At 66.3% G+C, this 16,062-nt stretch carries 12 protein-coding genes; 3 read left to right on the plus strand and 9 right to left on the minus strand.

What is annotated here, in order from left to right; all coding sequences use genetic code 11:
• Positions 1-4 precede the first annotated feature (4 nt).
• Positions 5-1,198 carry an efflux RND transporter periplasmic adaptor subunit gene (locus GEV02_RS15920; protein WP_152838909.1) on the minus strand — a complete coding sequence of 398 codons (1,194 nt, stop codon included), beginning with the start codon at positions 1,196-1,198 and terminating at the stop codon, positions 5-7.
• Between the two features lie 198 nt (positions 1,199-1,396).
• Here GEV02_RS15920 and GEV02_RS15925 point away from each other — a divergent pair, with 198 nt between their 5' ends.
• The 3 genes from GEV02_RS15925 (at position 1,397) to GEV02_RS15935 (ending at position 6,715) form a co-directional block, all read left to right on the plus strand.
• On the plus strand, positions 1,397-3,550 hold the full coding sequence (locus tag GEV02_RS15925) for a diguanylate cyclase domain-containing protein (protein WP_152838910.1): 2,154 nt from the start codon (positions 1,397-1,399) through the stop codon (positions 3,548-3,550).
• A 142-nt stretch (positions 3,551-3,692) separates the two neighbouring features.
• Complete coding sequence (locus tag GEV02_RS15930; protein ID WP_152838911.1) at positions 3,693-5,183, plus strand: ATPase domain-containing protein; 1,491 nt, start codon at positions 3,693-3,695, stop codon at positions 5,181-5,183.
• Positions 5,184-5,188: 5 nt separating this feature from the next.
• On the plus strand, positions 5,189-6,715 hold the full coding sequence (locus tag GEV02_RS15935; protein ID WP_152838912.1) for a hybrid sensor histidine kinase/response regulator: 1,527 nt from the start codon (positions 5,189-5,191) through the stop codon (positions 6,713-6,715).
• Between the two features lie 13 nt (positions 6,716-6,728).
• Here the strand turns inward: GEV02_RS15935 and GEV02_RS15940 are convergent, their stop codons facing one another.
• The 8 genes from GEV02_RS15940 to GEV02_RS15975 all read right to left on the minus strand — a co-directional run bounded on the left by GEV02_RS15940 (position 6,729) and on the right by GEV02_RS15975 (position 15,918).
• Positions 6,729-7,472, minus strand: coding sequence for a hypothetical protein (locus tag GEV02_RS15940; protein WP_235922792.1), 744 nt, complete (start codon positions 7,470-7,472; stop codon positions 6,729-6,731).
• 101 nt (positions 7,473-7,573) lie between these two features.
• Positions 7,574-9,487 (minus strand): MFS transporter, encoded by a 1,914-nt coding sequence (locus tag GEV02_RS15945; protein WP_152838913.1) that lies wholly within the window; start codon positions 9,485-9,487, stop codon positions 7,574-7,576.
• A gap of 173 nt (positions 9,488-9,660) precedes the next feature.
• Positions 9,661-11,223, minus strand: coding sequence for a PepSY-associated TM helix domain-containing protein (locus GEV02_RS15950; protein ID WP_152838914.1), 1,563 nt, complete (start codon positions 11,221-11,223; stop codon positions 9,661-9,663).
• The gene (locus GEV02_RS15955) at positions 11,220-11,489 is read right to left on the minus strand and encodes a hypothetical protein (RefSeq protein ID WP_152838915.1); all 270 of its coding nucleotides are present in this window, start codon (positions 11,487-11,489) and stop codon (positions 11,220-11,222) included. The genes GEV02_RS15950 and GEV02_RS15955 overlap by 4 nt, the downstream gene beginning before the upstream one ends.
• Positions 11,479-11,745, minus strand: coding sequence for a hypothetical protein (locus GEV02_RS15960; RefSeq protein WP_008450782.1), 267 nt, complete (start codon positions 11,743-11,745; stop codon positions 11,479-11,481). The genes GEV02_RS15955 and GEV02_RS15960 overlap by 11 nt, the downstream gene beginning before the upstream one ends.
• An 11-nt stretch (positions 11,746-11,756) precedes the next feature.
• Complete coding sequence (locus GEV02_RS15965; RefSeq protein WP_152838916.1) at positions 11,757-13,901, minus strand: TonB-dependent receptor; 2,145 nt, start codon at positions 13,899-13,901, stop codon at positions 11,757-11,759.
• A 90-nt stretch (positions 13,902-13,991) separates the two neighbouring features.
• Positions 13,992-15,263, minus strand: coding sequence for a sensor histidine kinase (locus GEV02_RS15970; RefSeq protein ID WP_152838917.1), 1,272 nt, complete (start codon positions 15,261-15,263; stop codon positions 13,992-13,994).
• A 16-nt stretch (positions 15,264-15,279) separates the two neighbouring features.
• Positions 15,280-15,918, minus strand: a complete 639-nt coding sequence (locus tag GEV02_RS15975; RefSeq protein WP_328595826.1) for a response regulator transcription factor — start codon at positions 15,916-15,918, stop codon at positions 15,280-15,282.
• Between the last annotated feature and the right edge of the window lie 144 nt (positions 15,919-16,062).

A 16,062-nucleotide genomic window follows, 5' to 3' on the forward strand; every position in this document is an offset into this window, starting at 1 on the left:
TGAATTATTGGGCGCTCTTGGCGTTGGACGGCATGGCGCCGCCAGCGATGGCAGCCGGCGCCGCGACAGGCTTGGCTGCGTTGGCCGGCGCGCCTGGCTTGACCTTCTGCACGCCTTCGACGATCAGCAGATCGCCCGCGTTCAGGCCCGACTTGACCAGCCACTTGTTACCCAGCGTGCCGCCGGTGACCAGCGTGCGCTGTTCGACCTTGCCTTCCTTGTTCAACACCAGCGCGGTCGCCTCGCCTTTCGGATTGCGGGTCACGCCCTGCTGCGGCACGGCGATGGCCTGCTCATTGACGCCGGATTCCAGCACCGCGCGCACGAACATGCCGGGCAGCAGATCGTGCTTAGGATTCGGGAACAGCGCGCGCAGCGTGACGTTGCCGGTGCCCGGGTCCACCGTCACATCGGAGAACTGCAGCTTGCCGCTTTCCGCGTACTTGCTGCCGTCCGCCAGCAGCAGCGTGACCTTGGCCTGGCCGCCGGACTGCTTCAAACCGCCGCTTTCCATCTCGCGCTTGAGGCGCAGCAGGTCTTCGCTCGACTGCGTCACGTCGACGTAGATCGGGTCCAGCTGCTGCACGGTGGTCAGCGCGGCGGCCTGGTTGGCCGTCACCAGCGCGCCCGGCGTCACGGCCGAGCGGCTGATGCGGCCACTGATCGGCGCATCGACATGGGTGTATTTCAGGTTGATCGACGCCTGCTCCAGCGCGGCGGCGGCCGATTCCACATCGGCCTTGGCCTGCTCGTTGGCGGCGACGGCGTCGTCGTAGTCCTGGCGGCTCACGCCTTCGATCGCCACCAGATCCTTGTAGCGCGCCACTTTCGGGCCGCTGGTCATCAGGTTGGCCCTGGCCTTCGCCAGCGCGGCCTTGGCCGAGTTGTAGGCAGCCTGGTAGCTGGCCGCGTCGATCTGGTACAGCGCGACGCCGGCTTTGACATCGGCGCCTTCGACAAACAGGCGTTTTTGAATCAGACCGCTGACCTGCGGGCGCACTTCGGCCACCTGGAAGGCGGCGGTGCGGCCCGGCAGTTCGGTCGTGATCTGCAGCGCTTCCGGCGCCACTTTAAAAACGCCCACTTCCGCCACCGGTGCGCCTTTAGCGCCCGGTGCTTCGGCCGTGGATTGGGAGCAACCGGCGACGAGCACGGTTGCGGCGATCAGGGCAGCTGTCCTGCAGAAAATAGCTTCCATAGTGGGACTTTCTGTATAAAAAATGTGCATAAAGCGTAGAATGAACGATCATTCTAATTAAGTCAAGCAACTTTTTTGTGCAGTGCAAGGTAAAGCGTGGCTCCCGGCAATCAATTTCTTTGGGTGACAGAGGCACGCGCCATAGCCGGTGCTACAATCAATTAATTACTTCAGGACATCATTTTTCGGCCCGCGTACATGATTTCGCCGCTTACCCAAAGCACGGCACGGCCTCGCCTCACCACGCTGGTGACGGTGGGCGTCGCCGCGACGGTGCTGATGTCGGTGTTGTCGCTGCTGGTGCTGGTCGATCACTTCGCCATCGACTACGCCGAGCGCGAAGCGGGCCAGCGCTTGCAGCAGCTGTCTTGGCAGATGCGCGATTCGCTCAACCGCGTGGTGCAGAAGGCCACCGGCGATGTTCAGCTGCTGACCGAGCTGCCACAGATCCGCGACGCCAAGTCCCCCGCCGACATCCGCCAGGTGCTCGAAAGCCTGCAAAAAACCTTCCCCGACTATGCCTGGATCGGCCTCGCCAATCCGGACGGCAGCGTCTACGCCGCCACCCAGGGCCTGCTCGAAGGCCAGGACGTCAGCGGGCGCGCCTGGTTCAAGGGCGGCCACGACAAGCTGTACGCCGGCGACTTCCACCCCGCCACCCTGCTCGGCAAGAAGCTGCCCTACAGCGCCGACCCGTGGCGCTTCGTCGACGCGGCCGGCCCGGTGCTGCGGTCGGACGGCAGCTATCGCGGCGTGCTGTGCGTGCACATGAGCTGGGGCTGGGCGCGGCGTCTGGTGCAGACCATCCTGGCGCCGGCCGACAAGCAGTACTCGGCCGACATCTTCGTGGTGCGCGGCGACGGCACCGTGATGCTCGGCCCCAAGGGCATGGAAGAGAAAACCCTCAACAGCACCAGCCTGGCGCTGTCGCAGTCAGGCGTGCCGGGGTCGCTGAAGGAAACCTGGGCCGACGGGCTAAGCTACCTGACCGGCTTTTCGCGCACCGGCAATCCGAACGATCCCGCCACGCTGACCTGGTCGGTGCTGGTGCGCCAGTCGGAAGACGTGGCGCTGGCCGGCGCGCGCGCGCTGGAACGCCAGATCCTGCTGCTGGGCGCCATCCTCGGCGGCGCCATGGCGCTGGCCGCGTCGGCGGCGGCGCGGCGCCTGACGCGCCCACTCAATGCGCTCAGCAAGAACATCGAGGAACGCTCCGCCGCGCCGGCCGATACCGCGCCGGAATCGCTGCCGGCGATCCCGCTGGTCGACAGCTTCCACGAGGCGCAGGTGCTGTCGCGCGCACTGGCCGACCTGGTGCGCAACGAGCAAAGCCACCTGTCCACGCTGCGCGGCATGAACGAGCAGCTGGAATCGACGGTGGCCGAGCGCACCCGCGAAATCGCCCGCAAGGCGCTGCTGCTGGAACGCGCGCTGGCGCAGGAACAAAGCACGCAGCTGCTGCTGCAGGAACGCGCCGCCGAGCTGCGGGCCATTCTCGACAACGCCCACGACGCCTTCATCGCCCTCGATCCGGGCGGCGTGGTGCTGGACTGGAACCGCCAGGCCGAGAAGCTGATGGGCTGGAGCCGCGCCGAAGTGATCGGCCAGCCGCTGGCGGCGATGGTGCTGCCGCCGCTGCTGCGCCGCGCCTACGAACGCGACATGCGCCAGCTGGCCGAGAGCGACGCCGACACGGTGCTCAACCGCCGCATCGAACTGACGCTGTACAACCGCGCCGGCCAGGAGCTGCCGGTGGAAGTGTCGCTGGCCTATGTGCCGCGCAGCAGCGGCCACCTGTTCATCGCCTTCCTGCACGACATCAGCGAGCGCAAGTCGCTGTTCGCGTCGATGGAGGCGATGGCGCTGCGCGACACGCTGACCGGCCTGCCCAACCGCCGCGCGCTGATGGCCGCGCTGACCGAGGCGATCCAGCGCGCCAACCGCCTGCGCCAGAGCTGCGCCGTATTCTTCCTCGACCTGGACCGCTTCAAGCAGATCAACGACCGCTACGGCCACGAGGAAGGCGACGAGCTGCTGCGCCAGTTCGCCGACCGCGTGCAGCACATCGTGCGCAAGACCGACACCGTGGGCCGGCTGGCCGGCGACGAATTCGTCGTCATCCTGGAGAACCTGCACAGCGACACGGCCGCGCAGGAAACCGCCGACAAGCTGCACCCTGCCCTGCAGCAGCCGTTCACGCTGAAGACCGCCACCGTCTCGCTGAGCGCCAGCATCGGCATCGCCATCCACCACCCGGACGACCCGCAGGACATCGAAATGCTGCTCGGCCGCGCCGACCGCGCCATGTACATCAACAAGCAGCAAAGCCTGCAACAACGGGCGCGGCGCTGACCTGCCGCCACCGCAGAACCCATATGTACGCCAGCGTACGCACGTTTGATATCGAAAATCCCGCGTCGCTCAATTCAGGTAGTATCAGCCGAAAATCAGCCATGGCATCGGGCCAGCGGCGCCTCTCTTTCGGATCGCGGATATGCAAACCCAGAACAGCGTCACCAACCTCTTTCTCTCGTCCGGCGTACCCGGCCTGGATGAAGTCCTGGCCGGCGGCCTGACCCGCGACCGCCTGTACCTGGTCGAGGGCGAACCCGGCACCGGCAAGACCACGCTGGCGCTGCAGTTCCTCAACGAAGGCGCGCGCCTGGGCGAATCGGTGCTGTACATCACGCTGGCCGAAACCGCCGTCGAACTGCTCAGCGTCGCCAACTCGCACGGCTGGACCATGGAAGGCATCCACATCGAAGAGATCCTGCCCAACGAGGACGTGCTCGACCCCGCGCAGCAGTACACCATCTTCCACCCGTCCGAGATCGAACTTGGCAACACCACCCAGCGCATCGTCAACGCCATCGACAAGTACAAGCCGCGCCGCGTGGTGCTCGATTCGCTGTCCGAGCTGCAGCTGCTGGCGGAAAGCCCGCTGCGCTACCGCCGCCAGGTGCTCGCGCTCAAGCAGTATCTGACCAGCCGCAGCTGCACCACCATCTTCCTCGACGACCGCACCGCCCTCAGCACCGACCTGCAAGTGCGCAGCGTGGCGCACGCGGTGCTGACGCTGGACCTGGCCGACCAGGCCTATGGCTCCGACCGGCGCCGCCTGCGCGTGGTTAAGTACCGCGGCATCGCCTTCCACGGCGGCGCCCACGACTACAAGATCATCAGCGGCGGGCTGCAGATCTTCCCGCGCCTGGTGGCGGCGACCACCCGCGTGGCCAGCAAGCGGCGCCAGTTGTCCAGCGGCCTGCCGGCGCTGGACCAGCAGATCGGCGGCGGCCTGGAAGAAGGCATGAGCACCCTGATCTCCGGTCCGCCCGGCACCGGCAAATCGACGCTGGCGGCGCAGTTCGTCCACGCCGCCACCCAGCGCGGCGAGCCGTGCGCGATGTTCCTGTTCGAAGAGGCGCGCAACAATATGCTCAACCGCGCGGCGGGCCTGGGCATGGACCTGGCCGGGGCCATCGACCGCGAGCTGCTGACGATCCAGCAGATCGACCCGGCCGAGCTGGCGCCGGGCCAGTTCTCGCACGCGGTGATGCAGGCGGTGGAGCGCGGCGCGCGCGTGGTCGTCATCGACAGCTTGAACGGCTACCTGAATGCGGTGCCGGACGAGCGCTTCCTCGCCATCTATTTGCATGAGCTGCTGACCTACCTGGGCCAGCGCGGCGTGGTCAGCATCATCGTCGGCGTCCAGCAGGGCATGTTAGGCAGCGGCATGACCACCAGCGTCGACGCCAGCTACATCGCCGACAACGTCATCATGCTGCGCTACTTCGAGGCGCAGGGCGAGGTGCGGCAGGCGATCTCCGTGTTCAAGAAGCGCGGCAGCGAACACGAACGCACCATCCGCCGCTTCCAGATCGGCAGCGGCGGCATCGAAGTGGGCCCGGTGCTGAAGGATTTCCACGGCATCCTGACCGGCGTGCCCACCTACGACGGGCCAGGCGCCGGTCGCTCGGCCGGTTGAGCGCGATGGAGACGCGCATCCTGATCTACGCCCCGACCGGCCAGGACGCGCCGCTGGCGGCCAAGGTGCTGGCGATGGCGTCGATCGACAGCCATGTCTGCCGCACGCTGGCCGAGCTGGCGGCGCAGCTGGAGCTGGGTGCGGGCGCCGTGCTGACGGTGGAGGAAGCGCTGGCGCCAGGCGGCTACAAGCTGCTGCTGGAATGCGTCGCCCACCAGCCCGACTGGTCGGACCTGCCGATCATCCTGCTGACCCATCGCGGCGCCGATTCGTCGGCGGTGCGCCAGGCCGTGGCGGGCCTGGGCAACCTGAGTTTGATGGAGCGGCCGGTGCGCTCGCTGGCGCTGATCACCGCCCTGCACGCGACGCTGCGCGCGCGCAAAAAGCAGTATCAGGTGCGCGAGGCGGCGCGGCGCAAGGATGAATTCCTCGCCAGCCTGGGGCACGAGCTGCGCAATCCGCTGGCGCCGATCCGCACCTCGGTCTCGCTGCTGACCCATATGTATCCCGACGCGGCGCCGGTGGCGCGCATCCGCGACATGGTGGAGCGCCAGGTGCGGCTGCTGACACGGCTGGTCGACGACCTGCTGGACGTGGCCCGCATCACCAGCGGCAAGATCAAGCTGCAGCGCCAGCTCGTCGCATTGAGCGCGGTGATGAACCACGTCAGCGAGCTTTGTCTGCAAGCCGCCAACGCCAAGCGCATCCACATCGCCTGGCAGCTGCCGGCGGAAGAGATCATGCTCGATGCCGACTACGCGCGCGTGGTGCAGATCTTCGCCAACATCCTGTCGAACGCGGTCAAGTTCACGCCGCAGGGCGGCAACGTGGTGGTGCGCGCGGAGCGCAACGGCGACGAGTTGCGGGTGACGCTGCGCGACAGCGGCATCGGGCTGGAAGCGGAAGCGATCGCGCGCATCTTCCGCATGTTCGAGCAAAGCAAAACCGTCTCAGGCCAATTCTCCAGCGGCCTGGGGATAGGCCTTAGCCTGGCGCGCCAGTTCGCCGAGATGCACGGCGGCTCGGTGGAGGCGCACAGCGAAGGCCCGGGGCACGGCAGCGAATTCGAAATCCGCCTGCCGGTGGTCAGCAGCGCGGCGCGCGAGGCCTCGCTGCAGCCGGCCACCAACGGCGCCGATGGCCGCAAGATGCAGGTGCTGGTGGTGGACGACAATCGCGACGCCGCCGATTCGCTGGCGGCGCTGCTGGAGATCGACGGCTTCGATGCGCGCGCCGTGTACGACGGCGCCAGCGCCATCGCGGCGACGGCCGAGGCGATGCCGGACGTGATCGTGATGGACCTCGGCATGCCCGGCATGGACGGCTACGAAACCGCGCGGGCGATACGCCAGCGGCCCGGCACGGAACGCATCCTGATGATCGCGCTGACCGGCTGGGGCCAGAACGACGCCCGCCGCCGCACCGGCGAGGCGGGCTTCGACCATCACCTGGTCAAGCCGGTGGAGCTGGAGCAGATCATCCGCCTGGCCGGCGCGCGCCAGAACCGCGAGCAGGTGCAGGCGGCGCGCTGACGGCGGCGCTGTATCAGAGCGGCTTGATGTTGACGGTGGCGCCCTGCAGGTAGAGCGCGTTGGTGCCCTCGAAGCCGGAGTCGGTGCCCAGCATGATCCAGATGCGGCCATCCTTGTCGGCGGTGACCTCGATCGCTTCGCTCGACTTGCGCGTGGTGCTGGCCCACTTGCCGCCGGAGCAGCTCAGCCCCTCGATGCCCTGCGTGCCCAGCACCTTGCCCTGCGGGCCGGAGGCGGCCTGGTTGCCGCGGTCCACGTTCACGCGATAATTGCCGTTCGGCTGCTGCACGGTCTTGATGTAGTCGTAGCTGGCCGCCGCCACCATCCACACGCTCTCGCCGCGCGAGCCGCCGACGCCCATGCAGCCGGTGGCCGCATCGGTCGCGTAGCGCATCTCGAAGGTGACGAGATACTTCGCGTTCTTCACGAAGCCGTCCAGCTGGCGCCTGACGTAGGTCAGCACGTCGTCGCTGTTGTTATGCGAAATCAGGTAGTAGCCCTTGCCGCTCAAGGGCGCCGGCAGATCCTTCCAGGCCGACGCCACTTCGGTCGGCCGGTCATGTTCGGTGTAGTCGGCGACGTCGGCGGTCCAGCCGTCGATGCCGTTGTTGAAGTCAATCGTCACCGTCGATGCCGTCGGCGTCCCGTTGTCCGGGAACAGCTTCGGGACGGGAATGAAGTCTCCACCGCCGCAGCCGGCCAGTGTCAAGGCGCCGGCGACAGCCAGTGCGGTAATGAGTTTTTTTTGTGCTTGCATAGTTTCCCCTAGAGTGTGCAATGTCTTGGTAAGACAGCGGCTTATTCTAATGAAAACTTATATCTTTAAATAACTACTTTGTAACCACCCGTAAGTAAACGCTACTTCCAGTCGCCACGCAGCGCCAGCACGCGTTCCTTCAAACCTTCCGGCGTCACCTCGTGCGGCGCCACCGGCTCGCCGACCGCCAGCGCCAAGCGCGAACGCAGGCCGGTGTGGAAGGCGCGCTCGAACACGTTCTCGCCGCTGCGGCTCAGCAGATGGCCCCACAGCCCGCGCAGCGCCATCGGTATCACCGGCACCTTGGTGCGCTCGACGATCTTGGCCACGCCGCCCTTGAACTCATTGATCTCGCCGGTGGTGGTCAGCCGGCCTTCGGGGAAGATGCATACCAGGTCGCCCTCGTGCAGCGCCTGCGCGATGTCGACGTAGGCCTTCTCCATCAGCCACGGGTCTTCCTTGGCCGGCGCGATCGGGATCGCGCGCGCGGTGCGGAAGATCCAGCCCAGCAGCGGCAGCTTGAAGATGCGGTGGTCCATCACGAAGCGGATCGGGCGCGGGCTGGCCGCGCCGATGACGATGGCGTCGACATAGCTGACGTGGTTACACACCAGCACCGCCGCGCCTTCGGCCGGAATGCGGTCGGCGTCGATGGTGCGCACGCGGTGCACGGTGTGGATCAGCATCCACGCCAGGAAGCGCATCAGGAACTCCGGCACCAGCGAGAAGATGTACACCGCCACCACCGCGTTCAGCAGCGCCGTCACCAGGAACAGCTGCGGAATCGTGAAGCCCTGCCCCAGCAGCACGATGGCCAGGCCGGCCGCCGCCACCATGAACAGCGCGTTGAGGATGTTCATGCCGGCGATGGTGCGCGACATGTGGGCGGGATCGCAGCGGGTCTGGATCAGCGCGAACAGCGGCACGATGAAGAAGCCGCCGAACATGCCGATCATCAGCACGTCGAACAGGATGCGCCACATGCCGTGCTGCGCCATCATCGCGAAGGCGTCGAGATGCGGGCCGGCCGCCAGCGCGGCGCTGCTTGCGGCGGCGGCAAAGCCGTTACTGGACAAGTACAGGTCGGCGCCGAACAGCGACAGGCCGATGGAGCCGAACGGCACCAGGCCGATTTCCACTTTGCGGCCGGACAGGCGCTCGCACAGCAGCGAGCCGCTGCCCACGCCCAGCGAGAACACCGTCAGCAGCAGCACGAACACGCTGTGGTCGCCGTGCAGGTAATCCTTGGCGTACACCGGGAACTGCGCCAGCACCAGCGCGCCGTAGAACCAGAACCACGAGTTGCCCAGCATGGACAGGAACACCACGCGGTTCTTGCGCGAGAAGTTGATGTTGCGGATCGATTCGCCGACGAAGTTCCAGCTCACCTTAAGTTCAGGTACCGGCGCCGGCGCGTTGGGGATGCGGTAGCTGGCGATCAGGCCAAGCAGCGCCACGGCGATGGTGGCGACGGCTTCGAAGACGATGCCGTTCGGCTTCTGCACCACCAGCACCGCGCCCAGGATCTCGCCCAGCAGGATGCCGACGAAGGTGCCCATCTCGGTGACGCCGTTGCCGCCGATGAGTTCATCGGGCTTGAGCTGCTGCGGCAGGTAGGCGTATTTGACGGGGCCGAACAGCGTGGAGTGGATGCCCATGCCGACCACCGCCGTCACCAGCAGCCACAGGGTGTGCGTCATCCAGCCGACGCCGGCGATGCACATGATGGCGACCTCCAGCCACTTGACGAAGCGCGTCAGGCCGGACTTCTCGAACTTGTCGGCCAGCTGGCCGGCGGTGGCCGAGAACAGCACATAGGGCAGGATGAACAGGCCGGGGATCAGGTTGGTAATCAGCGATGGCGACAGCGTGGTCCAGCTGAGCGCATCGAAGGTCAGCATCACCACCAGCGCGGTCTTGAACAGGTTGTCGTTGAACGCGCCGAGGAACTGGGTCCAGAAAAACGGCGCGAAGCGGCGTTGCGTCAACAGGGAAAACTGATTGGGCTGGCTCATATCGTGCGGGATCCGTTCTGGTGGATGTTACGAAAAGATTGAGCGGATTATAACCTCATGCCGTTCTGCACGAACATGCCAACGGGCAATAAGATAGCGGCAGATCAATCCAGCCAGGCATTCAGGATATCTTCCGCGCCGCCGCTGGCCAGGGCAGCAGCGGCACCTCAAATTCAGGCGGCTTGCCGCGCCGCCGCCTCGCTGGCCGGCGGTGCGCGCAGCGACCATACACTGTAAGCATCGCCTTGCAGGCCGCGCTTCAACACGGCGCGCGCCATCTTCCAGTACAGCGCGGCGAACAGCAGCGCCACCAGCGCGACGCCCACCGCCACGCCGTCACCGTTCAACAGCGACATCGCGGGATTGACGCCGCTGCCGTACCAGTGCGCCAGCGGCACCGCCGCAGCCAGGCCGGCGCACAGCATCAGCAGCTCGTGCGCGGCGCGCGCCGGCGGACGCGCAAAGGCCCACGCTACGCACAGCAGGAACACGCCGTAGTAGCCGCGCTCCTCCCACAGCGGCACATCGCCCGGCGCCAGCTTATTCATCAGGAACACGGTCGACACGCCCGCGATGCAGCCGAGGCATACGCCCAGCGTGGCCTGCGCCATCAGCCGTCCGCTGCGCGGCTGCGCCAGCGTGCTGCGCTTGCGGCGCGCTTCGATCCACAACAGGTTCCCGCTGTAGAACAGGAAGGCGCCCGCCATGCCCAGCACGAAGTATGTCCACTGCACCGCCGCATGGCCGTAGTTGGCAAAGTGCAGCGTCTGCAGGCTGCGCATGAAGCGCGTGCCGGGACTGAAGTGCTCCGGCGTCATCACGCGTTCCACCTTGCCGCTGCTGGCGTTCAGCACCACCGCCGCCATGCTGGCCACCGTGTGCTGCTGTATCCGGCCATACGCCTGCAACTGCGCGTTGGCGCCGCCGGCCTGGTTGTAGACCAGCGTGGTGAACTCCATGCCCGGCGCGGCGCGCTGCGCCGTCGCGATCAGCTGCGAGGCCGGCACCAGCGGCGCAGCGGCGCCAGGTACGCGCGGCGGCGCGGCGGCCGAGATGTCCGGCCCGATCACGTCGATCAATTTGCCGTCGAAGATCAGGTACTGGAACGGCGCCAGCAACAGCACGCCCAGCGCCAGCACCGCGCTGCTCCACGCGTACATCAGGTGGAACGGCAGCGACAGGATGCCGATGGCGTTGTGCGCGTCCTGCCACATGCGCTTGATGTTCCTGCCGATGCGCAGCGCGAACAAGTCCTTGAAGAAGGATGGCGCGTAGATAATCACGCCGCTCGCCAGCGCCAGCCCATACAGCACGCAGACCACGCCCAGCACATAGATGCCCCAGCTGCGCGGCAGGCCCGCCGTGTAGTGCAGCCGGTAGATGAAATCCACCAGCTGCGACGCTTCCTTGACCTCTTCCAGCTTGCCCGCCGCATCCAGGCGGAAACTGCGCTCATCCCATTCCAGCGTGGTGCGCGGCTCCTCCGGCGACGCCAGGCGCACATAGAAGCTCTCACTGGCCTTCGGATGCGCGGCCAGCACGGCGTCGATCAGCGGCTGCGTTTGCGACAGCGGCGTCTGCGGAACGGACTGCGAGGCCGGCGTCTCCCAGCCATGCAGCTCGTCGTGAAAAATAGTGATGGCGCCCGCATAGAAGGCGATGAACAGGCAGAAGCCAGCCACCAGCCCCACCCAGGTATGCACCGAGATATAGGTGCGCAAGGTGGACGACTTCATGCCGCCACCCCGACCAGGCCACCGGCCTTCAGAAAATACAGCAGCGCGTAACCGGCCACCGTCACACCGCCCATCCACAACCAGGCGCGCAGGCCGGTGCGGAACATGAAGGCGCCGGTCATCACACCGACCCACACCAGGAAGAACAGCAGCAGCAAAGGCAGCGTAGTGCGCGCCTGGTCGCCGCTGAGCAGCGCCACGAAGCCCACCATCAAAGCCGCCAGCGGCAAGCCGAGAAACGCGGCCGCAGTCGATTTACCGAGCATGGCGCGCTCCCAGCCAGGCGTCCAGATATGGCAGCGCCACCAGCGCCGCCATGAAGCCGGACATGGCAATGAACAAACCGCACCAGCCGCCATATGACTCCATCGCCGAGGCGATGGCGCCCGCGCTGACCGGCGCCGCCAGCCAGTTAAGCGGCCTGGCGTACTTCAACGCAGCGGGCCACAGCTTCTGGTGCGGCGACGCCAGGTACAAACACAGCGCCGCCAAGGCGGCGATGCCGATGCAGATCCAGTTCATGGCCAGCCTCCTTAGATATTGCCCTGCGCGCCGAAGCCGAACTGGCGCGCGTTACCCAGCGTGACGTTGTAGCGTCCCGTCACCGTGTCCAGGTGGTTGTTGGTGATGTAGGTGCGGTTGGTCAGGTTGCTGCCATACGCGAACAGCGTCACGCCATTGGCCAGCGTGTACGACGCCTTGCCGCCCAGCGTGGTGTGGCCGTCGTTGCGGTCGACGTTCTCCGGACTGGTGTAGGTGCCGCCGGTGTGCACCAGGTTCGCGTTCACCATCCAGCGTCCCGGCTTCCAGCTGAAGCCCACCGACTGCGTCTGGCGCGGCGAGCGGGAGAACTCCTTGCCGCTGTAGTCGGCCTGCGGTCCGACGAAATTGACGAAGCGCGAACGCGCCACGCCCAACGCGCCGAACAGCTCCAGATCCCTGGACACCTTGCCGCGCACCTCCGCCTCCAGCCCTTTCAGGCGCGAGCTGCCGGCGTTGATGAAGTAGGTGTCGAGCGAGTTGCGGCCGATATCGACCTGCTGGTCCGACCAGTCGACACGGTAGGCGTTCAGCGCCACGATCAAGCCGTTGTCCAGCGCCCCCTTGAGCGAAGCCTCATAGTTCTTGGTGAACTCCGGGCCGTAGGCGTGCGAGCCGCGCTGGTAGCTGTAATCGACGCCGCCGGTGCGGTAGCCGCGCTGCGCCGTCAGGCCCGCCATCCACTCCGGCGCCAGCGCGTAGCGCAGGCCCAGCTTAGGCAGCCATACCGAGTTGTCGGTGTTCAGGTTCTGCACGCCGTCCTGGCTGAACGCACCGGCGCCGATCAACTGGCCGATGATCGTGTTCGCCAGCGGCGACGTGCCGGCGGTGTGGCCGGTCAGTATGCGGGTCTGGCGCTCGCCGTCGAAACGCACGCCGGCCGTCAGCGTCAGTTTGTTGATCGAGTAGTCCATCTCGGTGTAGGCGGCGCGGGTCTTGGTGCTGCGCTCTTCCAGGTTGCCGCGCTTGATGAATTCCGCACTGTAGGCCGTGTCGCAGGCCGCCTGCGACGGGCACTGGCCGGTCAGCCCCAGCACGTAGGACACCGGCACCGTGAACAGGTCATCGGCGCCGTAATGCTGGCTCGAATAATACAGTCCGGCCACGCCCTTGAGCGGATGGCCCAGCAGCGTGGTGTCGAAGTTGGCGCGCGCTTCCTGGGTCCACTGGCGGTCGACGTTTTCGCCGGCGCGGAAGCCCTGCTTCAATTCCGTCTTGTCGTAATCCTGCACGCGCTCGTAACGGCTGTGTGCATAGGTCGACAGCAGCGTGACGTTGGCGCCGCCGACAGCGAAGGTCTGCTCCAGCGCGGCCGAACGGGTGTGGTTGCGATCCTGGTTCAATTCATTCGACAGGTTCTGGCGTGCCGACGCCGGCCGCGCCGCCGCCTCCACCGCGCTGGTGCCCGACACCTGCACGTCATCGACCAGCGTCACCAGCGCCTGATAGCGCTCGCCCCACGGCGTCACGCGCAGCTTGGCGCGCAGCGTGTGGCCGTCGTCGCGGTTCTCGCGCTTGTCGTCGCGGGTCGGATTGAACACGTCGCCGTCGCGGCGGCGCTGTTCCAGCGTGACGCGGCCGGCCAGCACCTGCTCGACGATGGCGCCGCCGCCGGCCAGCGCCACGCGGGTGGCGTTCTGGTTGCCGGCGCTGACGCGATAGCTGAAATCGCGCGCATCCTGCGGATCGCGGGTCTTCATCACCACCGCGCCGGCCAGCGAGTTGCGGCCCTGGTTGGTCGACTGCGGACCGCGCAGCACTTCCACGCGGTCGGCGTCCCACACGCTCAGGTTCTCGATCGACTGGCCGAAGCCATCCTGCGGCACGCCGTCCACGACGATCGTGATGGTGCGCCCGCCGCCACCGCTGGTCGGACCGTTGGCGTTAATGCCGCGTATCGACAAGCCCGACGCGGTGCCGACGTTGGCCATCTGCGTGGCCACGTCGTCCAGCGTGGTGATGCCGGATTCGGCGATCTGACGGCGGTTGCGCGAGCCCACGCTGGCACTGCTGTCCAGCTCCGTGCGTTGCAGCTTGTCGCCGGTAATCACCACCTGCTCCAGCACCGGCTCCTCCGCCGCCGCCTGCCATGCCGCCGTCGCTCCAGCCAATGCCAACACCATCACTTTGATACGCATTACTCTTCCCCCGTCGCCGAATATGAATGAGACCTATTCTCAAAAACTCAATATGGTAAATGAGAATCGTTTACATTCAAAGGGAAATTTTTACATGAATGGCAAGAAAATGACGATGCGCGTGCCGGCGCCGATGGCGGTGGCGACCTCGATGCGGCCGTCGAATGCGGCCACCCGCTCGCGCATGCCGACGATGCCGATGCCGGGCGAAACCAGGGCCGCGTCGAAGCCGATGCCGTTGTCGGCGATCTCCATGCGCAGCCCTTGCGCGTCCAGCGACAGCGCCACCGTCGCCTGCGTGGCGCGGGCGTGCTTGGCGATGTTGGACAGCGCCTCCTGCATGATGCGGTAGGCCGAGATGCCGATGCCGTTTTCCAGCCGCGTGAAATCTCCCTCGGCCTGGAAGGTGATGCGGCAGCCGGCGCGGTCGTGGTGGCGCACCATCTCCTCCACCGCGCCGTCCAGTCCCAGCATGTCCAGCACCTCGGGGCGCAGGCGGCGCACCAGCGTGCGGCCGCTGTTGTAGAGCCCCAGCGCCAGCGTGATGATGGACTGCGCGCGCTCGCGCACCTCGCCCGCCGGGCTGACGTCGACGATGCGCTGCGCCTCCAGCCGCGCGGCGATCAGCGTCGCGTTCAATTCATCATGGATCTCCAGCGCGATGCTCTTGCGCTCATCCTCGACGGCGGTGTTGACCTTGCGGATCAGGCGGCGCTTCTCGGCATCGGCCACGCGCAGCTTGTGCATCGACGCCTGCAGCGACTCGTTCAGCCCCTGCGACAGCTGCCACGCCAGCAGCGCGCACACCAGCAAGCCCATACTGGCCACCAGCAGCTCGACGTAAAAGCGGCGCGTCTGCTTGACCAGCAGCGCCGACGGCGACATCGTCACCCGCACATAGCCCATGGTCTCGACGGCGACGCTGCTGCTGCCGGCCGGCTTGTCCTTCAGATAGGGCTTGCCGTCGGCCGCCAGCATGGTGACGAACATCAGCCGCTTGAGGATGGGCGCCTCGTAGTAGCGGGCGTCCGGCCGGCCCGGTGCGCGGGTCGAGGCCTGCACCAGCTCATGCCGTTGCGCGTCCAGCACTTCGATGCGGTCGATGCTGGCGTCCGATTGCAGCAGGCCGTTGATGGTCAGCCGCAGATCATCGTAGCGGCGCGACACCAGGCTGAATTCACTGCTCTCGGCCAGCACCTTGGCCACCAGCGGGCCGCGCTCGGCCATCTCCTCGCGCACTTCGGACAGCCGCGAATGATAGGCGTACCAGACGAAGGTGCAGAACATATAGGCCAGCGGGATGACGGTGACGCACAGCAGCCGCGCGCGCACGCTCCAGTGGCGCCAGAAGTCGAAGCGCATACCGGGTCGCATCCGCTTACGGCTCGATCAATCCGTGCTTGACGGCCAGCCGCGTGATGGAGGCCGGCCGGTGCACGCCCAGCTTCTCCTTCACCGCCTGGCTGATGTTGCTGATGGTCTTGGTGGAGACATCGAGCTTCTCGGCGATCTCCGCGTTGGTCAGGCCTTCGGCCATCAGCGTGAAGATTTCCAGCGCGCGCTCGTCCAGCTGCGACTGCGGCGACGCATCGCCGCGCACCGACAGGTTGGCCAGGCGCTCGGCGATATGCGGCAGGAAGTACAGCTCGCCGTCGTGGGCGCGGCGCACGGCCGCAGCCAGATCGGCCGGATCGCAATCCTTGGTCATGAAGGCGCGGCCGCCGAGACGGTAGGTTTCCTTGATCAGGCTGTCCTGGTCGAACTGGCTGAGGAAGACGATGGCGGCGTCCGGCGCGTGCGCCAGGATCTGCTTGGCCGCGTCCAGGCCGGTCAGCTGTTCGCCGAAGCGCAGGTCGAGCACGGCCACGTCCGGCCTGTGCTCGCGGTACTGCGCCACCGCCTCTTCCGGCGTGCGCGCCTGCGCCACCACGTCCAGCCCCTGCCCTTCCAGCGACATCGCAAAGCCCGTCATCACGATCGGATGGTCGTCCGCCAGCATCACCCGTATTTTCTTCACTACTACCTCCTGGAATATTTACTACCCGATGATGGAAGCATAACACACTAGTGCCGGGCAAAATATTCCTCAAATTTCCTTTTATTTTGCTATTACATGGAATAGTATACTTCCAATACATAGCAATACTCACCACCACCAAGG

Source organism: Rugamonas aquatica, assembly GCF_009380215.1.
Taxonomy (GTDB): domain Bacteria; phylum Pseudomonadota; class Gammaproteobacteria; order Burkholderiales; family Burkholderiaceae_D; genus Rugamonas; species Rugamonas aquatica_B.

Bases quoted from the DNA above. Each gene is read 5' to 3' on its own strand.
- GEV02_RS15920 (WP_152838909.1), bottom strand. From the start codon at position 1,198: ATGGAAGCTATTTTCTGCAGGACAGCTGCCCTGATCGCCGCAACCGTG.
- GEV02_RS15955 (WP_152838915.1), bottom strand. From the start codon at position 11,489: ATGCTCGGTAAATCGACTGCGGCCGCGTTTCTCGGCTTGCCGCTGGCG.
- GEV02_RS15925 (WP_152838910.1), top strand. From the start codon at position 1,397: ATGATTTCGCCGCTTACCCAAAGCACGGCACGGCCTCGCCTCACCACG.
- GEV02_RS15965 (WP_152838916.1), bottom strand. From the start codon at position 13,901: ATGCGTATCAAAGTGATGGTGTTGGCATTGGCTGGAGCGACGGCGGCA.
- GEV02_RS15935 (WP_152838912.1), top strand. From the start codon at position 5,189: ATGGAGACGCGCATCCTGATCTACGCCCCGACCGGCCAGGACGCGCCG.
- GEV02_RS15930 (WP_152838911.1), top strand. From the start codon at position 3,693: ATGCAAACCCAGAACAGCGTCACCAACCTCTTTCTCTCGTCCGGCGTA.
- GEV02_RS15950 (WP_152838914.1), bottom strand. From the start codon at position 11,223: ATGAAGTCGTCCACCTTGCGCACCTATATCTCGGTGCATACCTGGGTG.
- GEV02_RS15945 (WP_152838913.1), bottom strand. From the start codon at position 9,487: ATGAGCCAGCCCAATCAGTTTTCCCTGTTGACGCAACGCCGCTTCGCG.
- GEV02_RS15940 (WP_235922792.1), bottom strand. From the start codon at position 7,472: ATGCAAGCACAAAAAAAACTCATTACCGCACTGGCTGTCGCCGGCGCC.
- GEV02_RS15970 (WP_152838917.1), bottom strand. From the start codon at position 15,263: ATGCGCTTCGACTTCTGGCGCCACTGGAGCGTGCGCGCGCGGCTGCTG.
- GEV02_RS15960 (WP_008450782.1), bottom strand. From the start codon at position 11,745: ATGAACTGGATCTGCATCGGCATCGCCGCCTTGGCGGCGCTGTGTTTG.